This window comes from Nonomuraea sp. NPDC049129 (genome assembly GCF_040648495.1).
In the GTDB taxonomy this organism is placed as follows: Bacteria; Actinomycetota; Actinomycetes; order Streptosporangiales; family Streptosporangiaceae; genus Nonomuraea.
Map to the genome: position 1 here is coordinate 1 of NZ_JBEZDU010000041.1, position 25,389 is coordinate 25,389.

The window sequence follows — 25,389 nt, forward strand, 5'->3', positions numbered from 1 at the left end:
GACCCTAAGCCTGACGGACTCGCGCAGCTCGACCGATACCTGGACCGCCTCACCCTCACCACCGGCGTGCTGGTGATCTTCGACCGGCGCCCCGAGGCCCCATCCTGGAAAGAACGAGGCGGATTCGAGCAGGCGGCCACACCGTCCGGCCGCCAGGTCACCGTTCTGCGCGTGTGACGGATGGCGGCCGGCCCGGCGCTCATTCCCCCTGTGCGGCGAATCCGTCGCCGACGCAGGCGGCCAGCTGTAGGTAGGCCTCCCTGGTCGGTTCCTGGAGGCGTTCGAGGTCGATCTCGGCGCCTTCCTCCAGGTGCGGGTCGTACGGCACGCGGATCACCGCGCGGCACCGCGCCGCGAAGTGGGCCTCCAGCTTGGAGAGGTCGACCGCCGACTTCGAGCGCGGCCGGACACTGCAGAGCACCACGGTCGCCTCCCTGACCAGGTTGCCGTAGTGGTGCGCCTCCAGCCAGTCGAGCGTCGCCGACGCGGCCCTGGCACCGTCCACCGAGGGCGAGCTGACCAGCACGATCTGGTCGGCGAGGCCGAGCACGCCGCCCATGGCCGAGTGGAGCAGGCCGGTGCCGCAGTCGGTGATGCAGATCGAGTAGAAGTTCTCCAGCACCTGTGAGACGGCCTGGTAGTCGGCGCCGCTGAACGCCTCGGACACCGACGGGTCGCGGTCCGACGCGAGCACCTCCAGCCGCGAAGGCGCCTGCGAGGTGAACGCCCTGATGTCCACGTACCTCTTGACCTGGTCGCTCTCGTTGAGCAGGTCGCGTACGGTCGCCGAGGTCTCCAGGGTGAGCTTGTCGGACAGCGTCCCGCGGTCGGGGTTCGCGTCGACCGCGATCACCCGGTCGCCGCGCATCGCGGCGAGGGTGGCGCCCAGGCCGACCGTGGTCGTGGTCTTGCCCACACCGCCCTTGAGACTCAGTACGGCCACGCGGTGGTGACCGGTGGCGACCGGGGTGCGGGCCCTGGCCAGCAGCTCACGGCGGCGACGGACCTCTGGCGGCTCGCCCGGCTTGATCCAGCCGCCCGACGCCTTGTAGATCAGCCGGCGCCAGCCCTTGGAGGGGGCGTTGCGGCGGCCGCGCAGGAGCGACTCGGGGTCGAGGCTGTCGGCCGTGGGCCTGCCGGTGATCGGAGGGCGGGGCGGGGCGTTGAAAACCGGGACGGGGGCGGGGCGGCGGCGCGGAGCGGGGGGCTCTGGCTCTTCGAAGGCGCGCGGCTGCGGCGCTTCGAAGGGGCGCGGCTGCTCGTAGGCGCGGTCCTGGTCGTAGGCGCGGTCCTGGTCGTAGGCGCGGTCCTGGTCGTAGGCGCGGTCCTGGTCGTAGGTGCGCGGCCGGTCCCACGAGCGGTCCTGCTCGTGGGAACGGTCCTGCTCGAAGGAACGCTCAGGCTCATGGGAGCGGTCCTGCTCGTAACCGCGGTCCCGCTCGTACGGCTTCGGCTCGTCGAACAGCCGGGACGGCGGCTTCGGCTCGTCGAAGGCACGGGAGGGCGGCTCGTCGAGGGTCCGCGACTCCTCGAAGGCGCGGGGCTCCTCAAACGCGCGCGGCTGCGACGGCTGGTCGAGGGCCGACGGCTGGTCGAGGGCCGACGGCTTGTCCAGAGCCGACGGCTTGTCGAAGGCGGACGGCTGGTCGACGGCCGGGGGCTTCTCGACGGCCGGTGGCTTGTCGAAGCTCAGCGGCAGATCGAAGCTCAGCGGCTTGTCCAAGCCCGGCTTGTTGAACAAGGGCTTCTCGGACGCGGGCTTGTCGAAGGCAGGCGGGTCGAACGCGGGCGGCGTGTCGAAGCTCGCTGCCTTGTCGAAGCTCACCGGCTTGTCGAAGGTCAGCGGGACCTCCAGCCGTGGCTCCGTGGCGTCCTCCGGGGGCGGCTCGAAGGTGCCCTGAGGAGGCTCCTCGACCTTTTCGGCTTTCTCGGCCGGGCGCGGCTCGTCGAACGTCTCCGCCGGGCGCGACCACTCCGGCGGCACGGGCCAGGCGGACTTCGTCTCCTCCTCCGCCTCCTCGACCGCCGGCTTCTTCGCCGGCTCCGGGAACGACAGCAGCGAGTAGGAGTCGGTGTCGTCGGGCCGGGGCAGCGGCTTGAGCGGCGCCAGGAACCCGTCGTCGGCCTTGCCCAGGCTCACCGGTGGCGAGACGGGCTGGACGTCGTCCTTCGTCCCGATGTCCTTTTTGCCGAGGTCCCTCGTGCCGGACGGCGAACTCCCCCCGTCGGCGAGGTCCTCCGCGGGCGGCGTGCCGTACACGGAGTCGACCGCGGCCCTGAACAGCGGCGTCGGCGTCTCGTGTTGGGTCGGCACCGAGAGCCAAGGGTCCTGGGGGTACGGCGAAGCGACGGAGTCCTCCGAGGCAGAGGCGCTGACCGAGATCGGAGCCTCTTCCGTCTCCTTGATCGCGTCCAGCCAGGCCAGCTGTTCCTCGAGAGATTCCTCTCGATCGTGTCTTGCCACCGTGTTTCTCCCCCTGGTGGGTGTAAAGGGGCAGCAAATACATTGCAGGTTAACGCCATGACTCGCGGCAGTGGTCGCCAACCTATAACTTCCTTGCCCGGCTACGGTGATTGCATGCGAGCCATCGAGATCACCAGGCCCGGACCACCAGAGGTTCTGGAGTGGCGGGAGGTACCCGATCCACGTCCTGACCGGGGGGAAGTCCTCATCGACGTGGTGGCCGCCGGGGTCAACCGGGCCGACCTCCTCCAACGCCAAGGATTTTACGATCCGCCGCCCGGCGCGCCTCCGTACCCGGGTCTGGAGGTCTCCGGCGTGGTGGCCGAGATCGGCGAGGACGTGGAACATGTCACACCGGGCGACGAGGTGTGCGCGCTGCTGGCCGGGGGTGGCTACGCCGAGCGGGTGGCCGTCCCGTGGCAGCAGGTGATGCCCGCGCCCGAGGGCGTACGGCTGGTCGAGGTGGCCGGGCTGCCCGAGGTGGCGTGCACGGTCTGGTCCAACGTGTTCATGACCGCCCGGCTGCGGCGCAGCGAGACGCTGCTGGTGCACGGCGGGGCGAGCGGGATCGGGACGTTCGCGATCCAGCTGGCCAAGGCGTTCGGGTCGCGGGTGGCCGCGACGGCCGGGTCGGCGGCGAAGCTGGAGCGCCTCAAGGAGCTGGGCGCCGACGAGACGGTCGACTACCACGAGGAGGACTTCGCCGAGCGGGTGACGGCCGATGTGATCCTCGACATCATCGGCGCCAAATACCTGTCCAGAAATATCCGGGCACTCCGGACGGGCGGCCGGTTGGTCATCATCGGACTGCAGGGCGGCGCCAAGGCCGAGATCGACCTGGGCGCTCTGATGGGCAAGCGGGCGTCCGTCCACGGGTCCACACTGCGCGCCCGCCCGGCCGATGAGAAGGGCGTCGTCGTGCGCGGCGTCGTCGACAACGTGTGGCCGCTGATCAGCGCGGGTGCCGTCCGCCCTGTGGTGTACGCGGAGGTGCCCATGGCGGAGGCGGCGGAGGCGCACCGAATGATGGAATCGGGACAGCACATCGGCAAAATCCTGCTAGTACGGTGAGTGTTATGAATGCTGAGGACAACAACACCCCCCACATCGTGGTGGTGGGCCCGGACTTCCAGGGTCAGGGCGATAACGGCGAGGATGAGCGCTCGGTGACGAACCTCGTCGAGCAGCCCGCCAAGGTGATGCGCATCGGCAGCATGATCCGGCAGCTTCTCGAAGAGGTCCGGGCGGCTCCTCTCGACGAGGCCAGCCGTAAGCGGTTGAAGGAGATCCACGAGTCGTCCATCAAGGAGCTCGAGGACGGCCTGGCCCCCGAACTGGTCGACGAGCTGGAGCGGCTGTCGCTGCCTTTCACCGACGAGAACGGCACGCCGCCCAGCGAGGCCGAGCTGCGCATCGCGCACGCCCAGCTCGTGGGCTGGCTCGAAGGCTTGTTCCACGGCATCCAGACGACGCTGTTCGCGCAGCAGATGGCGGCGCGCGCCCAGTTGGAGCAGATGCGCAGGGCGCTGCCCGGCGTGCCCCACGGTGACGACTCACAGCGGCCGCACGGCGGCTCTGGCCCCTACCTGTAAAGCTCTTCGAGTACGAGCGCGACACCGTCGTCGTTGTTGGCCGCCGTCACATGGTCCACGGCGGCCAGTACGTCAGGGTGCGCGTTGGCGACCGCGTAGGACGTACCAGCCCAGCCCAGCATGGGCAGGTCGTTCGGCATGTCACCGAACGCCACCACCTGTGATGGCTTGATCGCATACTGTTCGGCGAGCGCGGCCAGGGCCGTGGCCTTCGTCACACCATGGGCGCTCATCTCGATCAGCCCTCGGCCGCTGGAGTGCGTGGGGGTCACCAGGTGTCCGACGAGCCCGCACACGGCCTCGTGCAGCGGGTCGGGAGCCATGTTCGGGTGCAGGGCCAGCAGTTTGGCGCAGGGTCGTGAGGTCAGCGTCGCCGCGCCGACGCGCAGGCCGCCGATGGCCTTGCTGTCCCAACCACCGAGTGGGAAATCGGACTCATGCGCAAAACCACCTTCATACTCGACCGAAAATGCGAGTTCGGGCACGTTCGCTCTTAGCTGAGCGACGACTTGCTCCAGTACCTCGACCGTGATGAGGTGAGATTCCACTATCTGTTCGGTATGCAGATCGTAGATCAACGCACCGTTTGCACAGATTGCCAACCCTCGGTGACGCACCGCACCCGCCACACTGCTCATCCATCTAGGCGGGCGACCCGTGACGAACACGAGGACGGCACCAGTTTCTTCGACTCTCGCGAACGCCGCTGCCGTACGGGGAGAGACGGTTCCGTCGGTCCGCAGAGCGGTTCCGTCGAGGTCGGTGGCCACAAGACGCGGCGTTGCAAGGCTTCGCATAACAGGTTCCAGTTTGCCCGGTCATGCCGCCGGCCAGAAATCTTCCTAGGGACGGGAACACCAACGCGCCAGAATGGTGTTAGATGTGATGGCGTTGTATTAGCTGATCCCGTAGTGAAAACCAGCATGACTTTGTCTGAGCCACCCCGGGTGCTTGCTGTACGACACACCGGGACTCGCGAGGTGCGGGTCCCATAGATTCACATCCTGAGGGAGAGCTTTTATGGCTCAGGGAACCGTCAAGTGGTTCAACGCCGAGAAGGGCTTCGGCTTCATCGCCCCGGACGGCGGTGCGCCGGACGTGTTCGTGCACTTCTCCGAGATCGTCGGCAACGGCTACCGCAGCCTTGAAGACGGCCAGCGGGTCGAGTTCGAGATCACGCAGGGACAGAAGGGGCCCCAGGCCTCGCAGGTCCGTGCCATCTGACCTGTAGCAGCGAGACAGACCGGGGTTCGCTTCCAGCGGGCCTCGGTCTTTCGCGTTCCTGGGCCTCGACACGCGCTGTGGTGACAGCCCGGTCACAGGTGTGACTCAACTCACACAGCCGTCGAACCACTGATCCTCCACCGCCATCGGCCCATATATGAGGTACGCGTGGCTATGTCACCCAGCGACCTTGGTCGCCGTGTTCGTACTGGTACTCACCGACCGTCTGTTCAAGCCCCTGCCGGCCTGGCGTGCTCACCGGAGGAGCCTGGTAAGCCCCTCAGAGCGCCTGACAGCGCCGCTGGAGCGTCGGGCGGATCACTGGTGGCTTCTGGGACTCTCGGAGCGTCTGGCTGGATTTCCGGAGCGTCTGAGGGGGTTCCCCGAACGGCTGAAGAGGCCCCCGGAGCGGTGGCGGGTGGCGGCGATTGTGCCGTTGGCCCTGTTCGCCATGGCGGCGGCCGCTGAGCCGCCTTCCGCCGTCGGCTCCGTACAGGTGGACGGAGATCAGATCATCGTGCTGATCGCCGGCCGCGATCAAGGCGCTGCTACAGGGATCTCCTCCGTGGACGGCGGGGTCACCTGGTCCGAGTACTACGGCAGACAGGTGCGGCCGCCGCAGACCGCCGCCTGCGTCCCCGGACAGGCGCAGCGGTGCTACCGGGTGCTCCCTGGGCGGCCGGCGGTCGCCGAGTCCGACGACGGGGGCAAGACGTGGCGGCCCTCCTGGAGCCTGTCGGACGATCAGTACGACCGGTTGGCCAGGCGGTACTCCACGGGCGGCCCCAAGTCTCTGGCGCTGGCCGTACAGGCTCGGCCCGGAGGTCATGTCGTGGTCGTCGCCAACGGGCTCGACGGCGTGCTCGTACGGGACGTAGAAGGAACGTGGCGGCGGGTGGGATGGCCGGAGCCGCTCGCGTTCACCGGGGACGAGACGGCGAACCTGGACCCCGAACAGCGCGTGGCGCTGGTCCTCGCCGCCCTGATGCTGCTCGGCGCCGTCGGGACGGGGATGCGGCGGCTCGGCGGCGTCTACGCCGTGTCCGCGTTGGTGGTGTGCGTGGGGCTGTACGCCATGCTCGGGGCGGACAGCGATCCGGCGGCCGACGTGACAGTGCTCGGGGCCATGGTTTGCTTCCTCGTCGCCATCGCCGGGCAGGCCAGGGGTGTGGCGGTGGCCGTCGGGTTCGGGGCGGCGCCGCTGGTGTACGCGGCCGTGTACATGCCCTTCTACGGCTGGGCCCACGGGATGCCGGGCTCGTACGCCGTGGCGGTGGGGGCCGCTGTCGTCATGACGGCGGGAGTGGTGGCGGCGAGCGGCGCGCTCATCAGACGCGACCTATATCGCCGCACGGCCACCTACTGACCGCCTGAGCCGGCTCAGGCCCCTATCGCCTGAGCCGGCAGTGGGTTTACTTGGGTGGCTCCAGGACGTCGAGGCCGACATACGGGCGCAGTGCCTCGGGCACCACGACCGAGCCGTCGGCCTGCTGGTGGTTCTCCAGGATCGCGACCATCCAGCGGGTGGTCGCCAGCGTGCCGTTGAGCGTCGCCAGGTGCTGCGGCTTGCCGTCCTTGTCGCGGTAACGCACGCCCAGCCGACGGGCCTGGAACTCGGTGCAGTTGGACGTGGAGGTCAGCTCCCGGTAGCGCCCCTGGGTCGGGATCCACGCCTCGCAGTCGAACTTGCGTGCCGCCGACATCCCCAGGTCTCCGGCCGCCGTGTCGATGACGCGGTAGGGCACCTCGATCTTGGCGAGCATGTCCCGCTCCCAGGCGAGCAGCCGCTGGTGCTCCTCGCGCGCGTCCTCAGGACGTACGTAGGAGAACATCTCCACCTTGTCGAACTGGTGGACACGGATGATCCCGCGGGTGTCCTTGCCGTAGGAGCCGGCCTCGCGGCGGAAGCACGACGACCAGCCCGCGTAGCGGAGCGGCAGCTCGTCGCCGCCCAGGATCTCCTGGGCGTGGTAGCCCGCCAGCGCCACCTCAGAGGTGCCGACCAGGTAGAGGTCGTCCTCGGGGAGGCGGTAGATCTCCTTGTCGTGGGCCACGTGGAAGCCGGTGCCCTGCATGGTCTCCGGCTTGACCAGCACCGGAGTGATCATCGGGGTGAACCCGTTGGCGATCGCCTGCTGCATGGCCATGTTGAGCAGGCCGAGCTGCAGCCGCGCGCCGACGCCCTTGAGGAAGAAGAACCGCGAGCCGGACACCTTGGCGCCGCGCTCCATGTCGATGGCGCCGAGCAGTTCGCCCAGCTCCAGGTGGTCCTTCGGCTCGAAGTCGAACACGCGGGGCTCGCCATGGGTCTCGAGCACGACATAGTCGTCCTCGCCGCCGTGGGGCGCTTCCTCGTCGACGATGTTGGGCACCGACTGCACGAGCTCGTCGAGCTCGGCGCCCAGCGTCTCAGCCTCCGCCTCGGCGGCCTTGACCTGGCCGGCCAGGTCCTTGGCCCGCTGAAGCAGCGCGGCCTTGTCGTCGCCCTGCGCCTTGGAGACCGACTTGCCCAGACTCTTCTGCTCGGCGCGCAGGGACTCGAACGAGGTCAGCGCGGCGCGGCGGCGCTCGTCGAGGTCGAGCAGCGTGTCGACGATCGAGTCGTCCTCGCCGCGGGCACGCTGCGAGGCCCGTAGCCGGTCGGGATGCTCACGAAGGGTACGCAGGTCAATCACGGATAAAGGCTACCGGCGCCCGGCTACCGCCCGCCTCAGGATTAGATGCGTCCGGCGCGGATTCGCGCCAGCCACTCGCCCGCCTCGGCGAACTCCGGGTCGGCCGTGCCCTTCTTGATCTGCGGCGCGACACCGTCGGCACGCGGGTAGCTGCCCAGGAAGCGCACGTCGCCGCAGATGCGGTGCAGGCCCGAGATCGCCTCGCCCACGCGCGCGTCGGCGACGTGTCCCTCGAAGTCGAAGTGGAAGAAGTAACGGCCGATGCCGCCTCCGGTGGGCCGCGACTCGATGCGGGTCAGGTTGACCCCGCGTACGGAGAACTCCGTCAGCATCTCCAGCAGCGCGCCCGGGTGGTCGTCGGCCAGGAACACGACGAGCGTGGTGCGGTCGTAGCCGGTCGGCGCGGGCAACTCTCCCCCACGACTCACCCGTACGAACCTCGTCACGGTGTCGTTGCGGTCGCCGATGTCGTCGGCGAGCTCCACCAGCCCGTAGTGCTCGCCCGCGATGCGCGCGGCGATGGCCGCGTCGTACGGCGAGCCGGGCAGCGCGACCTCCTGAGCCGCGGCGGCCGTCGAAGGCGCCGCCACCACGACCGCGTCGGGCAACTCCCGGGCGCAGAACGCGCGGCACTGCGTGATGGCCGCGGGATGCGTGTAGACCCGCTTGATGTGCACGATCTCGGTGTCGGGCCGGGCCAGCAGCGAGAAACGCACCGGCAGCAGCAGCTCCGCCGTGATCAGCAGCGGCTCGCCCCAGGCGAACTCGTCGAGCGTCGTGGTGATCGCACCCTCGATCGAGTTCTCCAGCGGGACGACCGCGCCGTCGGCCTCCCCATTACGGGCGGCGGCCAGGGCGGCGCTGACGTTGGCGCGGGGCAGACGCTCGGCTTCGGGCGCCAGGAGCCGCAGGGCCTCTTCGGTGAAGGTGCCTTCCGGCCCGAGATAGGCGAGTCTGGGCATGCTTACAAAGTATCCGCAGGTAGCGGGGTAGTGCGGACCTTTCCTCTCCTTAACGTCCGCCGTTTACCATCGGGCCGCCTGCGCGTCGATCAGCGGCCCGTGACCCAGCCGGGCGGCTCGCACCGCCTGCTCCTCCTCCGGAGACAGCGGCTCCTCTCCCTTGCCGCTCACCACCGGGCGTACATAGGTGCGGGTCTCGGTTCGTCCGTTGATCGAGGTCAGTACGATGCCGTCGCCCAGCCCGTTGATCATCGCGATCGAGAACGACAACCGCCCGGTCATCTCCTCCAGCGCGTCGTAACGGCACACGGCGACGTCCCGGATGGCCTTGAGATCGCCCTTGCCCTCGCTCGTCTGCATGACCAGCGTCTCCCGGCACTCGTCGAGAGCGGCCCTGGCCTGCTTGAGCGCTCTGTAGCCAATGACTACGCCACTCACCCCGGCAACGAGCCCCACCATGACCCATACGGTAATCAGCACGTGACAGAGGGTAATCGCTTGTCACACCACGTCGCGCCGTTTCGGCAACCAGGAGACCAACAACCAGACCAGACCCAGCGCGCCCAGTCCGTAGCCGTCCTGCACGATCTTGTCGAGCACCGGCACCCCCGCCACCTTCAACGCCACGCCCCACCAAGGAATGGGCAGCACGTAGTACAACCACACCCCAACGGCCACCCGCACCCTGACCGGATCGCGCCCGTCACCCACGATCGCCCCGAGCACCACGACCACCCAGGCGAGATGGTGGATCCAGGCGACCGGGGACAGCAGCACGGCCATGAGCCCGACCAGCGCGACGGCGGTGATCGGGTCCTTCGCCTGGTAGGCGGCCCGCGCCCCGCGGAAGCCGTACCAGCCCACGACCGCCACCAGGGCGATCCAGATCACGGACGTCACCGCGTCGGGCAGGTACAGGCGGATCAGCATGCCGCGGATCGACTGGTTGGTGGTGGCGGCGTTCGCGCCGAGCCGATTGGGATCGAACAGCGCGGAGAACCAGAAATCAGCCGCATCCTGCGGAATCACCACGAACGGCAGCAACGTGAGCAGCGCCGCGGCGAACGCCGCCATGAAGAACGTCCGCCACTGCCGCGTCACCAGCAGGTAGATCAGGAAGACGCCCGGCGTGAGCTTCACCGCCGTGGCCAGCCCGATCAGGAACCCCCGAGGCCACCACGGCCTCCTGGCCACACAGTCGGCCAGGCACAAGGCGACCAGCAGAATGTCCACCTGCCCGAACCGGACCTGGTCGCGGATCGGCATCAAGTACGTGCAGGCCACCATGAGGAAGGCGAAGAGCCACGGCGCGTACCGCGCCCACCCCTCGCGGTGTGCCGACAGCACCCCTCTGAAGGAGTACGCCACCACGACGGCCAGCGACACGAAGACCCCGGCGGTCCACACCCACTGGGCGGTCTCCCAGGACATCTTGGCCAGCAGGACGGCCAGCATCGCCGCGACCGGCGGGTAGGTGAACGGCAGCAGCTGAGGCGCGGGCGTGGCGAACTCGTAGACGGCCCGGCCGTCGAGGATCATCTGCCCGCCGGTCCGGTACACGTCCAGATCGACCAGCCGCTGGTCGTCGGGATTGGTCAGCCACTGCTGCACCAGCGGTGCGACGGCCACCGCGATGACCAGGGCGGCAATCGCCCACGCCCACCACTGCCGCCGGATCGTCGTCGCCCTGCCACCTGTCACGGTGTGGCACGTTACCGTGGCTGTTGTTGATCGAGCGCGTCGATACTGGGGGTCCCGCACATGCCGCACGCCACCTTCAGCGCGGCCTCCCCCACCTCGGACCGCCCTCCCATGCCGCAAGAATCGCCTGGACAACTGCCTCAAGAAGGCTCCGCCCGGCTGTCTCAAGAAGCCCCCGGACGTCGCGGCCATCGTCCGGCCGTGCTGGTCTTTGTCGCGATGCTCCTCGCCACCGTCCTGACGCCCCTCTTCGGCGCCGGCCCGGCCGCCGCAGCCTCAGCATCCGGTTTCAGTTCCCCCTCGACGTCGTCCGCGCGGGGCCGTGTGGCGCTCATCGGGGTGCCGGGGCTCCAGTGGAGTGACCTGGACGAAACCCGTACCCCCAACCTGTGGAAGCTGGTCGCCCACGGCGGCTCCGCGTCGCTGTCCACGCGCGCCGTGCCACCGCCTGACCGCGGCATCACCTGCCCGATAGCCGGGTGGCTGACCGTGTCGGCGGGCCAGCGGGCCGGGACGCCCGAGCGTGGGTGCCCAGCTGTCCCGACGCCCCAGGTCAGCGGCGGGGGCGCCACGGTTCCGGGCTGGTCGGAGCTGGCCGCGTACCAGGCCGAGACCGGGTACGACGCGCGGCTCGGCACCCTGGGCCAGCTGGTCACGTCCTCGGGCGGCCATGTCGCCGCCATCGGGCCGGGCGCCGCGGTGGCCGCCGCCGACGCGACCGGAAAAGTCGCCACATACGTCGACACGCCGGAAGCTTTCAGCGACCCGACTCCCTACAACCTGATCGTCATGGACGCCGCCGACCTGGCCGATGCCTGGGCCCACCAGCCGCTCGACGAGCACGGCGTGCCGACCCCACTCCCCACCGCGACGCGTCAGGCCGCCGCCGCGCAGGCGGACCGCCGCATCGGCGACCTGCTCGTCAGGCTGCCGGGCGACACGACCGTCCTGGTGGCGGGCGTCTCCGACATCACCCCGGACCCCCACCTCCACGCCGCCATCGCCACCGGCCCCTCCCCGAGCGGGCGGCCGTACCAGCACGGCTTCCTGACGGCGACCTCCACCCGCCAGGACGCCCTGGTAACGATCACCGACCTGACCGCCACCGCGATCCAACTGCTGGGTCTGGAGGCGCCGCGCGAGGTGGTCGGGCGCGCCTGGCAGACCGACGGTACGGCGAGCGCGGCCCCACCCGTCGACACGGTCAACGAGCTGTCGGACAGCGACCTGGCCAGCCAGGTGCTTCGGGAGGTCCGGGGGCCGTTCTTCGCGGTGTTCGTGACGCTACAGCTGCTCTTCTACGCCTTCGCCGCCCTGGCCCTGCGCCGCCGTCGCCGCTCCGCCGCCGTCTCCGCCGGGGAAACGACCACCGACGCCACGCCTGCGGGAGTCGCGTCCGGTGAGGCGACGCCCGCTGAGGGCGGGTCCGCCGAGAGCGAGTCCGATGTGGCCAGGGCCGCTGAGGGCGGGTCCGCTGACGCCCGGCCCGCTGAGAGCGGGTCCGGTATAGCCGCATCTGCTGAGGCCGGGGCCGTGGAACCCACCTCCGCAGGGACTCACGGTGACGCTGGAGGGCCGTCGGCGGGGGCTCTGCCGGGGTACGAGGCGGCGAGTGCTTCTCGGCTGCTGGCCGTCGTGCAGGTCGTGGCCGTGGTGAGTGGGTCCATCGCCGTCTCGACGTTCCTGGCGCAGCTGGTGCCGTGGTGGGCCCTCCCCCTGCCGATGCTCGGCGTGATCGTGACCATCCTCGCCTTCGCCGCGCTGATCACCGGGCTGGCCTTCGCAGGGCCGTGGCGGACGCACGTGCTCGGGCCCCTGACCGTGGTCGCGGGCATCACCTCCGTCGCCCTGCTCATCGACGTGATGACCGGTTCGAAGTTGCAGGTCAACGCCGTGACCGGCTACGAGCCTGTCACCGGGGGGCGGTTCTACGGGTTCTCCAACATCGCCTTCGCCGTGTACGCGACGGGGACCGTGCTCGCGCTGGCCGGAGTCGCTCAGTGGCTGCTCCGGAGGAGGGTGTCGAGGTTCGTGACGGTGCTGGTGTGCGGGGCGTATGGGGCGTTGGCGGTGTTCGCCGATGGGTGGCCGTCGTGGGGGGCGGACTTCGGCGGGGTCCCGGCCTTCGTGATCGGGCTGGCCGTCTTCCTCATCCTGCTCGCCGGGCGGCGGGTCTCGGTCGTGAAGCTGCTGCTGGTCGGGGTGGCGGGGGCGGTGCTCATCGGGGGCATCTCGCTGTTCGACTGGCTGCGGCCGGCGGCGCAGCGTACCCATCTGGGGAATTTCGTTCAGCAGATCATCGACGGTCAGGCGTGGACGGTGATCGGGCGCAAGTTCAGCGCGATGATCGGCGTCACCGTCGGGAACTGGTCTCTCACGCTGCTCACGCTGGTCGCGCTCGCGTTCCTCTTCTGGGTCCTCAACCGGCCGTCCCGCTGGGGTGCTCCGGCGCTCGGTCAGGCGTACGCGCTCGCGCCGACGCTCCGGGCGGGCCTGTTCGGGGCGCTGACGTGCGCGTTCATCGGGTTCCTCATCAACGACTCGGGCATCGCCATCCCGGCCATGGCGCTCACCGTGGCGGTGCCGTTGACGCTCGCGGCGTCCGTACGCGCCTTGCAGCTCGCCACGACCACCACACCAGAGCCGCCGTCAGCGCGAACAGGGCCCACGGAGCGATCCGCGACCTGACCACCGTACGGAGCCAGTCGAGATCCTGCGGCATGACACCGTCGAGGACACGGGCGGGCAGGTACGCCAGGGACAGCACGAGCAGGTGCGTGAACAGCAGCCCGTCGAGCGCCGACGCCCCGATCAGGGCGAGCATCCCGAACGCCAGGCCGTCGTACCAGGGCAGGATGTACGGAGTCGCGAACAGGTAGGCGATGACGATCACGGCGCCCACGACGGGGGCACTCAGCCCGACCGGCCCGTGGGCATCCGCATAGCCCTGGTAGCCCTCGCGCCTGGACACCAGGCGGAACAGTGACCACGCCACCAGGGCGAGCACCAGCAGCGAGCCGATCTGGATCTCGCCCCGGTAGGCGCTGCCCGCGCCGACGATCGACTGCAGCCAGCCCTGGACGAGTTTCCAGAACGAGGCCAGCGAGATCGACTTGCTGGTACGGGTCATCGGGCCGATCGCCTCGGAACCGACGATCACGTAGCCGACGACCACCACGGCCAGCGCGGTGCCCGCCATCAGGGCCAGGCGGGCGGGCCGCCGGCGCAGCTCCCAAGCGGGGCCGAGCGCCACAAGGCCCGCATTGATCTTCACCGCCACGCCGAGGCCGAGCAGAAGCCCGGAGCCGACCGGGCGGCTCCGGGCCAGGAGGGCGGCGACCATGCAGGCGATGGCCAGGGTGTCGACGTGCATACCGGCGACCAACTGGTAGAGCAGCAGCGGGTTGGCGGTCCAGAGCAGGGCCGCCCGCAGCCGTCTGGCGGGATCGTCCCGGGTGAAACGGTCGATCAGCAGGCCCGTCGCGATGAACGCCGCCGCGTTGACCAGCGCCAGGACGAAGATGGTCAGCCGGAGCGAGTCGCCGCCGATCCAGCTCGCCAGGGCCTGCACGGCCGTCGCCACCGGGCCATAGACGCTCGGCTCCTCACGCCAGGGGGCCTCCACCGCGCGGGCGATGGGATCGGTGGGCAGGTCGACGGCTCCGTGGGTGTACGGGTTGACGCCCAACGTCACCATGCGTCCGTAGGCGGCGTAGTTGAGGTGGTCGCCGGAGCCCGACGGAGGCAGGAACGCCAGCAGCGCGGCGGCCAGGCAGCCGAGACGCACCAGCAACCGAGGATCCGGCAACCACTGACCGCCGCCGAACGACCACTGACCACCGCCGAACGACGTGAATCCGCCGCTGGCGGATAGCGGGGCGGCGGGTGAGGGGGTGACAGGTGAGGAGGTGGCGGTCGAGGAGTTGGCGGGCGAGGAGTTGGCGGGTAGCGCGGACGCACGAGAGAGGGCGAGCAGCAGGCCCAGCGAGCCGAGCGCCCCGAGCACGATCGCCGCCGCGCCGAGCCCCACCACAAGGTGGGGGGCGGGGTGCACGTTCAGGGAGTACGGCGGCTGCCAGGCGGGGCCACTCAAGGCAGGGACCATGACGGACGGGCCGAGGAGGCTGATGGCGATCGTCAGCAGAACCGAGGCACCGATCGCCGCCGTGGCCGACTGGGCGAGCCGTCCTGGCGCCTTTCCGCGCCGCGTCTCCGAAGTCACCCGCAAATTCCAGCACACTCGCCGGAACGCTCAGGCCCGAGCCCGCCAGGCCGCCTGCGTCGACGGCCCCTCGCTCCACCTGGCGAGGGACCCCAGCAGGCGGCCTGCCGAGGCCAGTGACGGCGGACCAGTGACGGTGGGCGAGCCCAGTCAGGCCGGCTGGGAGTCCAGTTGCGCCAGGAGCCGCGCCCTGCCCGAGCGGTCCAGCCAGGTGCTGAAATCCGTGAGGGCGGGGTTGGCCTTGCGCAGGGGCTCAAGGTCGGTGTCGTAGTAGGTCTCGTTCGCCCAGGTGAAGACCTTCGCCACCTCGGAGTCGTGCTCCCAGAGGACGTCCAGCGGAATCCGGGTGTGCGGGATCTGGCGCCCGGCCGCCTTGCCGAGCGCGGCGGCGATCTGCGGGGCGGTCAGCCGGTCGCCGGTGATCTCCATCGCCTGCCCCAGATAAGCGTCCGGATCCGCGAAGGCCAGCGCGGCGAAGGCTCCGGTGTCGTCGATGGCGATGAGCTGCATGACCAGGTCGTCGTCCCAGGGCACGTTGAGCGAGCCGTTCTGGAAGAACCGGGCCGGGCTGGTGAAGTCCTCCATGAACCCGGCGGGGCGCAGGATCGTCGCGGGCACGCCCAGCTCGCGGATGCGCTCCTCGATCTGCCACTTGTCGATGGCGCCCCATCCGTGCTCCACGTAGAAGCTGTTCTGGCTCTCGACGCCGCCGACCGAGGAGTACACGAGGTGCCGTACGTCCGCGGCCTTGGCGGCGTCCGCGACGTTCTTGCCCTGGGCGATCTCGTTGTCGTTCGCGGACTGGACGCTGTAGATGCCGTACACGCCGCGGGCCGCCGCGTCGATGGAAGAGCGGTCGTCCAGGTCGCCGCGGACGAGCTCGGCGCCGGCGGCGGCGAGCGCGACGGCCGCGGGGGCGCTCTCGTCCCGGACGAGAGCGCGGACCCGCCAGCCGTCGGCGAGCAGGTGGCGGGCGGTGGCGCCGCCCTGGTTCCCGGTGGCGCCGGTGACGAGGACGGTCTTGTCGAGGGTGCTGTTCATGACTCGCTCCAGGTGTTGCCGCTGTGTCGAGATGACTGTATGACGAAATTTGAAAGTTAGTCAATCGACAAATGTGAGTTGACCAGATCTCGCATGGGGTCATACGGTCCCTACGTGAGCGCCAACGCCGAACGACTCCGAGACCCGCAGCAGCGCGCCGAACGGGCCACCCGCATCCTCGACGTGGCAGCCGACCTGCTGCTGCGCCACGGCTACCGGCGGGTGACCATCGACGACGTGGCCGAGGGAGCCGGCATCGGCAAGGGCACGGTCTATCTGCACTGGAAGACCCGTGAGCAGCTGTTCAGCGTGGTCTTCGCCCGCGAGGTGCTCTACGCCATGGACGAGCTACGGCAGGCGCTGCGGCAGGACGCGTCGGCATGCCTGCTGCACAACTTCGCGCGCGCCTACTTCCTGGCCATCACCAACCGCCCGCTGCTGCGTGGGTTCCTCTTGGCCGATCCCCACCTGCTCGGCAAGCTGACCAGCTCGCCCGACACCGCCCGCGACGAGCGGCACGGCTCCATGGCGCGCGACTATCTCAATCTGCTCACCGAGTACGGACTGCTCCGCGACGACATGCGCACCGACGAGATCGGCTACGCCTACCAGGCCACGTTCGAGGGCTTCCTGCGCGCCGAAGGCGATGCCTCCGCCGATGGTCCGGAGCAACGGGCGGACCTGCTCGCGCGGACCGTCCAACGCGCCTTCGAGAGCGAGGCGGTCATCCCCGAGGCCAGGCTGCGCGACCTCGCCGCGGCCACCGTCACCCTGCTCAGCGACCTGATCGACGCTGATCGCGCCGAGTCCGGCATCCCCGAGGGCTGACGTCTATGGACAGCTACCGCAGATAGGGCAGGACGGTTCGGAAGTCCCGCGCACCGCGGCCCTCCTCGACGGACGCGCCGCCGGAACCCGCCCTACGCTTCCGTCCCCGCTCTCGCTCGATCATGATCTCCGCCACCGTCTCCTGGACGCCGCCGCGGATCTCCACGTACTCCAGCAGACCAGTACGTTCCAGAGCGGTGAGCAGCCGGTCGGGAGGGCTGGCCAGGATGATGCGGCCGCTGTGCGTGGCCCGTACGCGCTGCAACGCCACCGCCAGCGCCCCGATCAGGGAAGAGTCGTAGAACACCACATCAGTCAGGTCGAACACCAGGATGGGGCCCTCGGACCAGTCCCATACCTCCCGGATGCGCGCGCTCAGGCGTGCACGGCCGGCGTGATCCAGCTCGCCGCTCGCTCGAAGGACTGTGCAATGAACGTGCCGGATAGTGTCGATTCGCACCGCACGCGCGCTCATGGTTCGCACTCACTTCCAGTAGCGTCACCTTTCTTTCTGCCCTGGAAAAGCCGCATTCAACGGCTGCTCAGCGTGAAGGCCATCACACGCCGCGAAACCCCTGGCCTGGATGCCCGTGGTGCCCTAAACCAGGAATTCGGTGAGGATGCCCGGCGCGGCCCCCTCCGCCAGCGCGGGAGCGTCGCCCGCGGCGAGGTCGGGGATGCGGTAGCCCTGCTCGCCCGCCGCCACCGCGGCCGTCAGCGTCACGACACCGGCCCGCCGGCCGAACGGCGAGGAGCTGAAGGTCCAGGCGACGATGCCGGTACGGCGCAGCGCGAGCGTGTCGCGGCTGAACGTGCCGGACCGCGCCACCAGATAGTCGCCATCGACGGCGTGGCCCAGGTTGCGGTAGGCGTCCCGGGCCAGCCACCAGACGATCGGCGCCGTCACGACCAGGAAGATCCCCGCGACGAGCGGCAGGCCGAGCGCGGCCAGGACGACGGCCACGGGCAGCACGATCAGCGTCAGACCGCGCATGACGCGGCGCCGCAGCGCGACGCGGGGATGGCGGAGCAGGGTCCGGTCGGCCGCCTTGCCGGTGAGCCGCTCGACCACGCGCAGGGCCTCGGCGCGGGGCGCGGGCGGCAGCAGCGAGCTGCGCCGCCGGTTCTCCTCGTCGTCGCCGAGCCCGCTGGCCACGGCGGTGACCTTGGCGCCGCCACCGGCCCGGAGCAGCAGCGGTTCGCGCAGCAGTACGCCACGCAGCCGCTCGTGGTCCATCGACACCGATCGGGTCGTGAACAGGCCGCGGCGCACCGCGAGCGTGCCGGAGTCCGCCCATTCCAGGCGGTAGTTCCACCAGTTCTCGGCGTACAGCGCGGTCGCCCCCACGCTGCCGACGACCAGGAAGGCCAGGAACGTCAGCGGGATCGTCACCCAGACCGCGCCGGCCGCGAGGTCGCGCAGGAAGCCGAGGCGCCACGGCTCGATCCCGATGTCGTTCAGGATCCGGTACGCGGTGCCGAGGACCACGAACACGCCGCCGATCGTCCAGAACGTCAGCGGCGCGTAGCGCACCCACCGCGGGTCGAACATGGCCAGCACCGGATCGGCGCTCTCCCGCGTATCGGCCCGCCGCAGCAGCTCACCGCGCAGCCGGGCCGCGTCCTGCCGGGACAGAGCCTCCAGCCGGAGCTCGTCGCGGTCGGCGGTGCTCGCGCGCACGACGGCGAGGCCGAGGAGACGGTGTACGGGGTTCGCGGTCAGGTCGACGTTGCGGATCCGGCTCAGCGGCACCGAGCGGAGCCTGCGGACGAACAGCCCCGATCGCACCTCGAAGTGCTCGCCGGTCACCCGGTATCGGGTGCGCAGCCAGCGCGCCAGGCCGTTCGCGCTGATGACGGCGAAGGTCAGGGCGATCGAGCCGAGCGTGATCCAGGCCCGCAGGTCGAACCGGCCGCCGGTGGCGAGCGCGGTAAGCCCGACCGACGCCAGTGGCGCGACCAGCCAGAAGCAGTGCGCCGCGATGACGCGCCCATCAAGCCGCCGCCACTGCGTGTCTTGTCCGTTCACGCGGCATCACCCGGTACGACCTGGGCCGCGGCGCCGATGCGGCGGGCGAGCTCCTCGGCGTCGGCGTCGGCCAGGCCGGCGATCTTCACGTTGCCGGCCGTCGAGGCGGTGGTCACGGTCACCGTGGCCAGCCCGAGCGACTGCTGGATGGGGCCGCGCATGGTGTCGACGGTCTGCACCCGCGACAGCGGCGCGATCCGGCGCTTCTGCCAGAACCACCCGCTGGCCGAGTAGACGGCGAGCTCGCCCAGCTCCCACGCGTGCACCCGGTAGCGCCAGCGCGGCATGACCGTCAGGTAGACGACCGCGGGCAGCACCAGGACGACCAGCAGCAGCGGCCCCAGCCAGACCAGCGCCCCGGGAAAGAACAGCAGCGACAGCACGAACAGGCACAGCGCCGTCAGCAGCGCCGGCCCCGACAGGACCACCAGCGCCTGGAGCGTCCACCATCGTCTGGCCCTGGGATCGACCCTGTGCAGCGGAGGGCGGAGGTTGTTCACGCGGCGCGTCCTTTCCAAGTCAGCTGTATTACTTTGACCATAGCAAGACAGCTGACTTGGATCAACCGCCGAAAAGCCGGGCCAGCTGCCCGTCCATCAGCGCCACCGTCTCCTCGGCGGTGTGCACACCCAGGTGGAAGTTGGCGCGCAGCCCGTCGGCCAGGCTGACCAGCAGCGCCGCCTCGGCCGCCGGATCGCGGGACCCGTCGATGTCGCCCGCCCGCATGGCCAGCGCGATCTGGCCCTCCAGCACGCCACGTAGCGCGAGCGCGCGCTTGCGGGCGTAGTCGCGCAGCGGCTCACTGCGCGCGGCCTCCAGCAGGAAGCTGATGTTGATCAGGCTGCCCGCCTCCGCCGCCCGGTCGACGGGGAGCATCTCCAGGACGATGGCCCGGAGCCTGGCCCGCGGCGCCTGCGATCCGGCGGCCAGCATGCGCTCGGCCACGCGCTCGACGTTCTTCCTGTTCATGAACTCGACCGCGAAGACCATCATGTCCTCACGGTTGGTGAAATAGTGCTGGAGCTGGCCGAGCGACATGTCCGCCGCCGCGGCGACCTCTCTCAGGCTCACCCGGTCGAGCCCCCGGGCCTGCGCCACCCGCCACAGCGCCTTGGCGATCTGGGTACGCCGGGCCTCGTGGTCCACCTGCTTGGGCACCCGTGCTCCTCTCTTTTTACGTCCCCCAACGGTACTCAATACATATGACTTGGCATAACCAAAGCGAGGAGAAGTGCACCTCGTACCCGAACGTGCGAACGTGATCTGGTGCATCGCTGAAGGGAGTGCCGGTGGGCATCATTTCGCGCGGCTTCCAGGGCCGGCGCAGGGGCGACGACGACCGGTTGCCGCCCGGCCAATACCTGGTCGACGACTTCCCCGTGCTTTCGACCGGGCCGACGCCGCGGATCCCGCTGGAGCGGTGGGAGTTCGCCATCGACACCGAGACCGCGCAGACCCACCGGTGGACCTGGCCGGAGCTGATGGCGCTGCCGCAGGAGACGCCGACAGTCGACATCCACTGCGTCACCAAATGGTCCAAACTCGGCACCGGCTGGCAGGGCGTCTCGCTGGACACGCTGTTCGAGAACGTCGAGTCGGCCGCTGAATACGCGCTGGCCTACTCGTACGGCGGCTACACCACGAACCTCCCCCTGGAGGACCTGCTCGACGGCAAGGCGTGGATCGTCCACAAGTTCGACGGCGAGGAGCTCGCACCCCAGCACGGCGGCCCGGCCCGGCTGCTGGTGCCGCACCTGTACCTGTGGAAGTCGGCCAAGTGGATCCACGGCATCCGGCTGCTCGACGAGGACTGGCCGGGCTTCTGGGAGACCGCCGGCTACCACAACTACGGCGACCCGTGGCGCGAGCAGCGCTACGAGGGCGACTAGGTGCGCCGCCTGACCTGGCGACCCGCCAGGCTGACCGCGCTGCGCGACGAGACCGCCAGCGCCCGCACGCTGGTCTTCCAGGTGCCGGGCTGGCCGGGACACCTGGCCGGTCAGCACGTTGACGTGAAGCTGACCGCAGAGGACGGCTACAGCGCCCAGCGCAGTTACTCGATGTCCGCCCCGGCCGACGGCGACACGGTCGAGCTCACCGTCGAACGCGTACCCGACGGGGAGGTCTCGCCGTACCTCACGGAGGTCATGGCGCCCGGTGACCAGGTGGAGATCCGTGGGCCGGTCGGCGGCTGGTTCGTCTGGCGGCCCGAGAGCACCTCGCCGGTGCTGCTGGTCGGCGGGGGCTCGGGCATCGTCCCGCTGATGGCCATGATCCGCGAGCGTCGCCGGGCGGGCGGCCGGGTGCCGTTCCGGCTGCTGTACTCACTGCGCGAGCCCGGCAGCCGCTACTACGCCGAGGAGCTGCGCCGTCCCGACGCCGGGCTCGACGTCGGCTACATCTACACGCGGGCCGTGCCGGACGGCTGGCCCCGCCCGGCCGGTCGCATCCTGCTGGACGACCTGGCGGAAGGCGGCTGGCCCGCCGGTTTCGAGCCGGAGTGCTACGTCTGCGGGCCGACGGGGTTCGTCGAGGCGACCGCCGACCTGCTGCTCGCGCTCGGGCACGCGCCCGAGCGCATCAGAACCGAACGCTTCGGCCCGACCGGAGGCTGACATGACCGCTGAACACCTGGACGGCAACGTCCTCGCCGGCCCGCTGAGCGAGATCTTCGCCGTGGACGTCACCGCGGCCGTCGGACGGTGCGCGAGCTGCGGGCTGACCGGCCCCGTCGCCGAACTCCGCGTGTATGGCCCCGAACCGGGGCTGGTCGCCCGCTGCCCCGGCTGCGAGGAGGTCGTGCTACGCCTGGTACGCGGGCCGGGCACGGCCTGGCTCGACCTGCGCGGTGCCGTGTCGTTGCGCGTGCGACTGCCTGAATAGCGGTTCTCACTCGATCCGGCTTAGTACACTCGGCAGGTCCAACCGGCCGAGATCTGTACGGCGGAGGTCTTGGCCATGGGCGGCGGCCCGTTGGCCCTGTCCCATGGGAGTCACGTGAACCGCGGGCTGCTGGACGCGCCACCATCCCCACAAGCTCCGGCACGCGGCCGCAAACGCTGGCTGAGGTGGACGATCGCGATCGTGATGACGATCGTGCTGGTGATCGCGGGCGTCGCGGTCGGCGTCTACCTCAAGCTGTACGGCAACGTGAAGCACGACGCCGTCTCGGCCGAGGACCTCGGCGCGAGCCGTCCGCCCAAGGTGGCGGACACCGCGATGAACGTGCTGATCGTCGGCTCCGACCAGCGCGACGGCAAGAACGCCAAGTACGGCCGCCGTGTCGCGGGTGAGCGTACCGACACGATCATGCTGGCACATGTCTCGTCGAAGCGGGACAACGCCATGGTCGTCAGCTTCCCGCGCGACTCGCTCGTGCAGCTGCCCGCCTGCCGCGCCAAGGCCGGACTGACCGGCCAGCAGCCGCACCTGGGCATGATCAACGAGTCGTTCAACTCGGGCGGCATCGCCTGCACCTGGAAGACGATCGAGTCGCTCACCGGCATCCACATCGACCACTTCGTCAAGGTCGACTTCACCGGCTTCAAGAGCATGGTCGACGCCGTGGGCGGAGTGGAGATCTGCCTGCCCGAGGCGGTCAACGACAAGAAGGCGCTGCTCCACCTGGCCGCCGGGCGGCAGACGGTCAACGGCGAGCAGGCGCTCGGCTACGTCCGTGCCCGCTACAGCATGGGCGACGGCTCCGACATCGGGCGGATCCAGCGCCAGCAGATGTTCATCGCGTCGATGGTGAAGAAGGTCATGAGCGGGCAGACGCTCACCGACCCGGCCAAGCTCTTCAACTTCCTCGATGCCGGCACCAAGGCCGTCACCACCGACCCCGACCTCACCCCTGGCGTGATGAAGGACCTGGCGACCAGCCTGCAGGGCCTCAACGCGGGGCAGATCCGCTTCATCACCACCCCGTGGCACTACTCACTCACCCAGCCGGGCCGGGTGGAGTGGGTCCAGCCGCAGGCCGGGAAGCTGTTCCAGATCGTGTCCAAGGACGAAAGCGTGCAGGGCGTCAAGGGCGGGCAGACCAAGGTGTCCAGGTCCAAGATGCAGATCGAACTGCGCAACGGCACCTACCGCACCGGTCTCGGCACGCAGGTGGCCGCCTCGTTGGAGCAGCGGGGCTACCACATCACCAAGATCGGCGACACGGCCCGCAAGCCGAACGCCAAGACGACGATCTTCTACGGGCCCAAGGGTGAGACGGGCGTCCCGACCCTGACCAAGGACCTGCTCACGTCCACGACGCGGTTGGTGGCGGGGGCGCAGACGAGCCGGTTGGTGCTGGTGATCGGTGACGACTGGAAGGGCACCAAGCCCATCCGCACCGACGACACCGAGGCACTGAAGGGCTTCGACGCGACCCACGACACCTGCGCGGCGTCCTGATCGCGCGGCTCCCGACGCGTACGCGCCCTGACCACGCGACTCGCGACCCACGACACCCGCACGTCCTGATCAGGCGATCAGGGGTCAGGCGATCAGGGGTCAGGCGATGAAGGCCGACAGTGCGGCCAGGGCCTCCACCACCTGGTGGGCGTCCGGGGTGCTCTCCGGGTCCAGGAGCCATTGGATCATCAGGCCGTCCGAGATCGCGATCAGGACCGCGATCAGGGCGTCCGGCGCGAACCCCGGCTCCACCCCCAGCTCCGACGCCGCCCTGTTGATCATGTCGACGCCCGCCTTCCTGGCTCTGGCGTAGACGGCGGCCAGCTTCTCCCTCAGCACGTCCTCACGCAGGGCGGCCGGGTATGCCTCCACGGCCAGGACCAGCTGCGGCCGCATCTCCGCGAAGACGTCGACCAGGGCCACCATGGCGCGTTCGAGCATCTCCTTCGGGCTGGCCAGCGGTCCCCCGAAGACCGACTCCTCCACGTGCTCGATCCAGGCGTCGTAGGCGGCCACGATGGCCTCGTTGAGCAGGGCGTCCTTGCCGCCGAAGTGGTAGCCGATGGAGGCCAGGTTGGTGCCTGACGCGGCGACCAGGTCGCGGGCGGTCGTACGGGCGTAGCCCTTCTCCTGCAGGCAGTTGACCGCCGCCGCCAGAAGTCTCTCCCGGTATCCACCGAGCTCTGTTCTCGACACGCGTTCTATGCTATCGATGTATACGACCGTCTATGACGTACGTATATATACACACGAAAGGCCGAACGATGCTCCCCCCTGGACCGAGACTCCCCGCGCTGCTCCAGACCGCCTGGCTGCTGAGCGACCCGATGGGCGCGCTCGAGAAGTGCCGCCGCAAATACGGCCCGATCTTCACCGTGCGCCTCTTCGGCTTCCCGCCCGAGGTCTACGTCGCCACCCCCGAGCTGGCCGAGCAGGTCTACCGGCTCGACCAGGGCGGCGGACGGGCCGGTCGCGTCCGGCGCGACTTCCTGGAGCCGATGGTCGGCGCGCACTCCCTGCTCACCCTGGACGACGAGCCGTGGTGGCGGCACCGGCGGCTGCTCACCCCGCCGCTGCGCGCCAAGCAGATCGCCGGGTACGAAGGCGAGATCGCCGCCATCGCCGCCGAGAAGATCGCGACCTGGCCGCTCGGCACCCCGTTCGGGCTGCGCGACCGCATGCAGGAGATCACGCTGGAGGTCATACTCCGGCTGGTCTTCGGCATCCGCGACGCCCAGCGGCTCGACCGGCTACGCGTACTGCTGCCGAAGATGATCGAGGTCGGCGGCTCGCCGGCGATGATGGTGCTGCCGCCCCGGCTGCGCGAGGCCTCGCGGCGTCTGCCGTTCACGCCGTACGCGCGGTTCCTGCGGCTGCGCGCGGCCGTCGACGAGATCCTTTTCGACGAGATCGGCCGGCGGCGCGCCGAGCCGGGCGGCACCGACGTGCTGGGCAGGCTGCTCGAGACCGAGCTCGGGGACCAGGAAGTGCGCGACGAGCTGATCACCCTGCTCATCGCCGGTCACGAGACGACGGCCACGGGGCTGGCATGGGCGTTCGAGCGGCTGCTGCGCACCCCGGACGCGCTCGACCGGCTGCCGCAGGACGAGCAGTATCTCGATGCCGTGGTCAAGGAGGCACTGCGCGTCAGGCCGGTCGTCTTCGAGGCGCCCCGGCTGGTCGACGCCCCGCTGCGGCTGGGCGACTACGAGGTGCCCGCGGGATGGTACGCGGCACCGCTCATCGCGCTCATCCACCAGGACCCGTCGATCTGGCCGTCACCCGAGGAATTCAGGCCCGAACGCTTCCTGGACGGCGCGGACGCCCACGGCAAGGCGTGGATGCCCTTCGGCGGCGGCCGGCGCTTCTGCGTCGGCGCCCAGCTCGCCCTCCTGGAGATGCGCGTCATCCTCCGAGAGGTGCTGGGCCGCCTGGAGCTCTCCGCGCCGGATCCGGCGCCGGAGGCCAGGCGGCTCAAGCTCGTCACCCTTGCCCCTGCGAAGCTGACACGCGTCAGCGCGCGTGCTCGGACTCCTGCTCGGACGCCGTAGTCGGGTGCATCTCGTCATGCGGCGAGTCGGCGCCCAGCTCCTTGCGGAGCCGGTCGTAGTCGATGTTGTGATTGGTGTACTTAAGCTGGCGAGCGACCTTCGTCTGCTTCGCCTTGGCTCTTCCTCGGCCCATGGCTACTCCCTAGTCCCCGCTGTCATCCTAGCCAACAACGTTACGACTTGAAGAATTATGCAA

25 protein-coding genes are annotated in these 25,389 nt (G+C 69.8%); 11 read left to right on the forward strand and 14 right to left on the reverse strand.

Features of this window, described 5'->3' with window-relative positions; translation table 11 throughout:
* Positions 1–199: 199 nt before the first annotated feature.
* The gene (locus AB0B64_RS56620; RefSeq protein WP_358203860.1) at positions 200–2,464 is read right to left on the reverse strand and encodes an AAA family ATPase; all 2,265 of its coding nucleotides are present in this window, start codon (positions 2,462–2,464) and stop codon (positions 200–202) included.
* Between the two features lie 114 nt (positions 2,465–2,578).
* Here AB0B64_RS56620 and AB0B64_RS56625 point away from each other — a divergent pair, with 114 nt between their 5' ends.
* Together AB0B64_RS56625 and AB0B64_RS56630 are read left to right on the forward strand one after the other, a co-directional pair.
* Positions 2,579–3,535 carry an NAD(P)H-quinone oxidoreductase gene (locus AB0B64_RS56625; protein ID WP_357961035.1) on the forward strand — a complete coding sequence of 319 codons (957 nt, stop codon included), beginning with the start codon at positions 2,579–2,581 and terminating at the stop codon, positions 3,533–3,535.
* A 5-nt stretch (positions 3,536–3,540) separates the two neighbouring features.
* On the forward strand, positions 3,541–4,056 hold the full coding sequence (locus tag AB0B64_RS56630; RefSeq protein WP_225301362.1) for a bacterial proteasome activator family protein: 516 nt from the start codon (positions 3,541–3,543) through the stop codon (positions 4,054–4,056).
* Here the strand turns inward: AB0B64_RS56630 and AB0B64_RS56635 are convergent.
* Entirely contained in the window at positions 4,047–4,853 is an 807-nt protein-coding gene (locus tag AB0B64_RS56635; RefSeq protein WP_357961032.1) for an HAD family hydrolase, read from the reverse strand. The genes AB0B64_RS56630 and AB0B64_RS56635 overlap by 10 nt on opposite strands.
* Positions 4,854–5,076: 223 nt before the next feature.
* Between AB0B64_RS56635 and AB0B64_RS56640 the strand changes: the two genes are divergently transcribed.
* Both AB0B64_RS56640 and AB0B64_RS56645 read left to right on the forward strand, forming a co-directional pair.
* Positions 5,077–5,280, forward strand: a complete 204-nt coding sequence (locus tag AB0B64_RS56640) for a cold-shock protein (RefSeq protein ID WP_043619750.1) — start codon at positions 5,077–5,079, stop codon at positions 5,278–5,280.
* Between the two features lie 418 nt (positions 5,281–5,698).
* Positions 5,699–6,646 (forward strand): hypothetical protein, encoded by a 948-nt coding sequence (locus AB0B64_RS56645; protein WP_358203871.1) that lies wholly within the window; start codon positions 5,699–5,701, stop codon positions 6,644–6,646.
* A gap of 46 nt (positions 6,647–6,692) precedes the next feature.
* On the opposite strand, the gene serS is transcribed toward AB0B64_RS56645, so the two are convergent.
* The 4 genes from serS to AB0B64_RS56665 form a co-directional block, all read right to left on the reverse strand.
* The gene (serS, locus tag AB0B64_RS56650) at positions 6,693–7,955 is read right to left on the reverse strand and encodes a serine--tRNA ligase (RefSeq protein WP_357961026.1); all 1,263 of its coding nucleotides are present in this window, start codon (positions 7,953–7,955) and stop codon (positions 6,693–6,695) included.
* A gap of 41 nt (positions 7,956–7,996) precedes the next feature.
* Positions 7,997–8,917: a prephenate dehydratase gene (pheA, locus tag AB0B64_RS56655; RefSeq protein ID WP_357961023.1), complete on the reverse strand. Its 921-nt coding sequence runs from the start codon at positions 8,915–8,917 to the stop codon at positions 7,997–7,999.
* A gap of 63 nt (positions 8,918–8,980) precedes the next feature.
* Positions 8,981–9,397, reverse strand: coding sequence for a DUF4446 family protein (locus AB0B64_RS56660; protein ID WP_357961020.1), 417 nt, complete (start codon positions 9,395–9,397; stop codon positions 8,981–8,983).
* Positions 9,398–9,418: 21 nt separating this feature from the next.
* Positions 9,419–10,618, reverse strand: coding sequence for a glycosyltransferase 87 family protein (locus AB0B64_RS56665; RefSeq protein ID WP_358203883.1), 1,200 nt, complete (start codon positions 10,616–10,618; stop codon positions 9,419–9,421).
* A gap of 201 nt (positions 10,619–10,819) precedes the next feature.
* On the opposite strand from AB0B64_RS56665, the gene AB0B64_RS56670 reads away from it, so the two are divergent.
* Positions 10,820–13,306 (forward strand): hypothetical protein, encoded by a 2,487-nt coding sequence (locus tag AB0B64_RS56670; RefSeq protein WP_358203890.1) that lies wholly within the window; start codon positions 10,820–10,822, stop codon positions 13,304–13,306.
* Here AB0B64_RS56670 and mptB read toward each other — a convergent pair.
* Positions 13,188–14,840, reverse strand: a complete 1,653-nt coding sequence (gene mptB / locus AB0B64_RS56675; RefSeq protein WP_358203896.1) for a polyprenol phosphomannose-dependent alpha 1,6 mannosyltransferase MptB — start codon at positions 14,838–14,840, stop codon at positions 13,188–13,190. The two genes, AB0B64_RS56670 and mptB, sit on opposite strands and share 119 nt — an antisense overlap.
* 150 nt (positions 14,841–14,990) lie before the next feature.
* Positions 14,991–15,881 carry an NmrA/HSCARG family protein gene (locus tag AB0B64_RS56680; protein WP_358203901.1) on the reverse strand — a complete coding sequence of 297 codons (891 nt, stop codon included), beginning with the start codon at positions 15,879–15,881 and terminating at the stop codon, positions 14,991–14,993.
* Between the two features lie 114 nt (positions 15,882–15,995).
* Between AB0B64_RS56680 and AB0B64_RS56685 the strand changes: the two genes are divergently transcribed.
* Positions 15,996–16,709, forward strand: coding sequence for a helix-turn-helix domain-containing protein (locus AB0B64_RS56685; protein ID WP_358203906.1), 714 nt, complete (start codon positions 15,996–15,998; stop codon positions 16,707–16,709).
* A 13-nt stretch (positions 16,710–16,722) separates the two neighbouring features.
* On the opposite strand, the gene AB0B64_RS56690 is transcribed toward AB0B64_RS56685, so the two are convergent.
* From AB0B64_RS56690 to AB0B64_RS56705, 4 genes are all read right to left on the reverse strand, one after another.
* Entirely contained in the window at positions 16,723–17,169 is a 447-nt protein-coding gene (locus AB0B64_RS56690) for an STAS domain-containing protein (protein WP_357961003.1), read from the reverse strand.
* A 138-nt stretch (positions 17,170–17,307) separates the two neighbouring features.
* A complete protein-coding gene (locus tag AB0B64_RS56695; protein WP_357961000.1) occupies positions 17,308–18,738 on the reverse strand; it encodes a PH domain-containing protein in 1,431 nt (476 codons plus the stop codon).
* On the reverse strand, positions 18,735–19,238 hold the full coding sequence (locus AB0B64_RS56700; RefSeq protein WP_357960997.1) for a PH domain-containing protein: 504 nt from the start codon (positions 19,236–19,238) through the stop codon (positions 18,735–18,737). The genes AB0B64_RS56695 and AB0B64_RS56700 overlap by 4 nt, the downstream gene beginning before the upstream one ends.
* 61 nt (positions 19,239–19,299) lie before the next feature.
* Positions 19,300–19,896 carry a TetR/AcrR family transcriptional regulator gene (locus AB0B64_RS56705; RefSeq protein WP_357960995.1) on the reverse strand — a complete coding sequence of 199 codons (597 nt, stop codon included), beginning with the start codon at positions 19,894–19,896 and terminating at the stop codon, positions 19,300–19,302.
* Positions 19,897–20,027: 131 nt separating this feature from the next.
* Between AB0B64_RS56705 and AB0B64_RS56710 the strand changes: the two genes are divergently transcribed.
* The 4 genes from AB0B64_RS56710 (at position 20,028) to AB0B64_RS56725 (ending at position 23,142) form a co-directional block, all read left to right on the forward strand.
* Positions 20,028–20,627: a sulfite oxidase-like oxidoreductase gene (locus AB0B64_RS56710; protein ID WP_358203923.1), complete on the forward strand. Its 600-nt coding sequence runs from the start codon at positions 20,028–20,030 to the stop codon at positions 20,625–20,627.
* Positions 20,628–21,353, forward strand: a complete 726-nt coding sequence (locus tag AB0B64_RS56715) for a ferredoxin reductase (protein ID WP_358203929.1) — start codon at positions 20,628–20,630, stop codon at positions 21,351–21,353. It begins immediately after the preceding gene.
* 1 nt (position 21,354) lies between these two features.
* Entirely contained in the window at positions 21,355–21,621 is a 267-nt protein-coding gene (locus tag AB0B64_RS56720) for a DUF6510 family protein (RefSeq protein WP_357960986.1), read from the forward strand.
* 114 nt (positions 21,622–21,735) lie between these two features.
* Positions 21,736–23,142: an LCP family protein gene (locus tag AB0B64_RS56725; protein ID WP_357960983.1), complete on the forward strand. Its 1,407-nt coding sequence runs from the start codon at positions 21,736–21,738 to the stop codon at positions 23,140–23,142.
* A gap of 99 nt (positions 23,143–23,241) precedes the next feature.
* Here AB0B64_RS56725 and AB0B64_RS56730 read toward each other — a convergent pair whose 3' ends face one another.
* Positions 23,242–23,838, reverse strand: coding sequence for a TetR family transcriptional regulator (locus AB0B64_RS56730; protein ID WP_357960979.1), 597 nt, complete (start codon positions 23,836–23,838; stop codon positions 23,242–23,244).
* 68 nt (positions 23,839–23,906) lie between these two features.
* On the opposite strand from AB0B64_RS56730, the gene AB0B64_RS56735 reads away from it, so the two are divergent.
* Entirely contained in the window at positions 23,907–25,193 is a 1,287-nt protein-coding gene (locus AB0B64_RS56735; RefSeq protein WP_358203941.1) for a cytochrome P450, read from the forward strand.
* On the opposite strand, the gene AB0B64_RS56740 is transcribed toward AB0B64_RS56735, so the two are convergent.
* Positions 25,156–25,326 carry a DUF3073 domain-containing protein gene (locus tag AB0B64_RS56740; RefSeq protein ID WP_357960973.1) on the reverse strand — a complete coding sequence of 57 codons (171 nt, stop codon included), beginning with the start codon at positions 25,324–25,326 and terminating at the stop codon, positions 25,156–25,158. The two genes, AB0B64_RS56735 and AB0B64_RS56740, sit on opposite strands and share 38 nt — an antisense overlap.
* Positions 25,327–25,389: the final 63 nt, after the last annotated feature.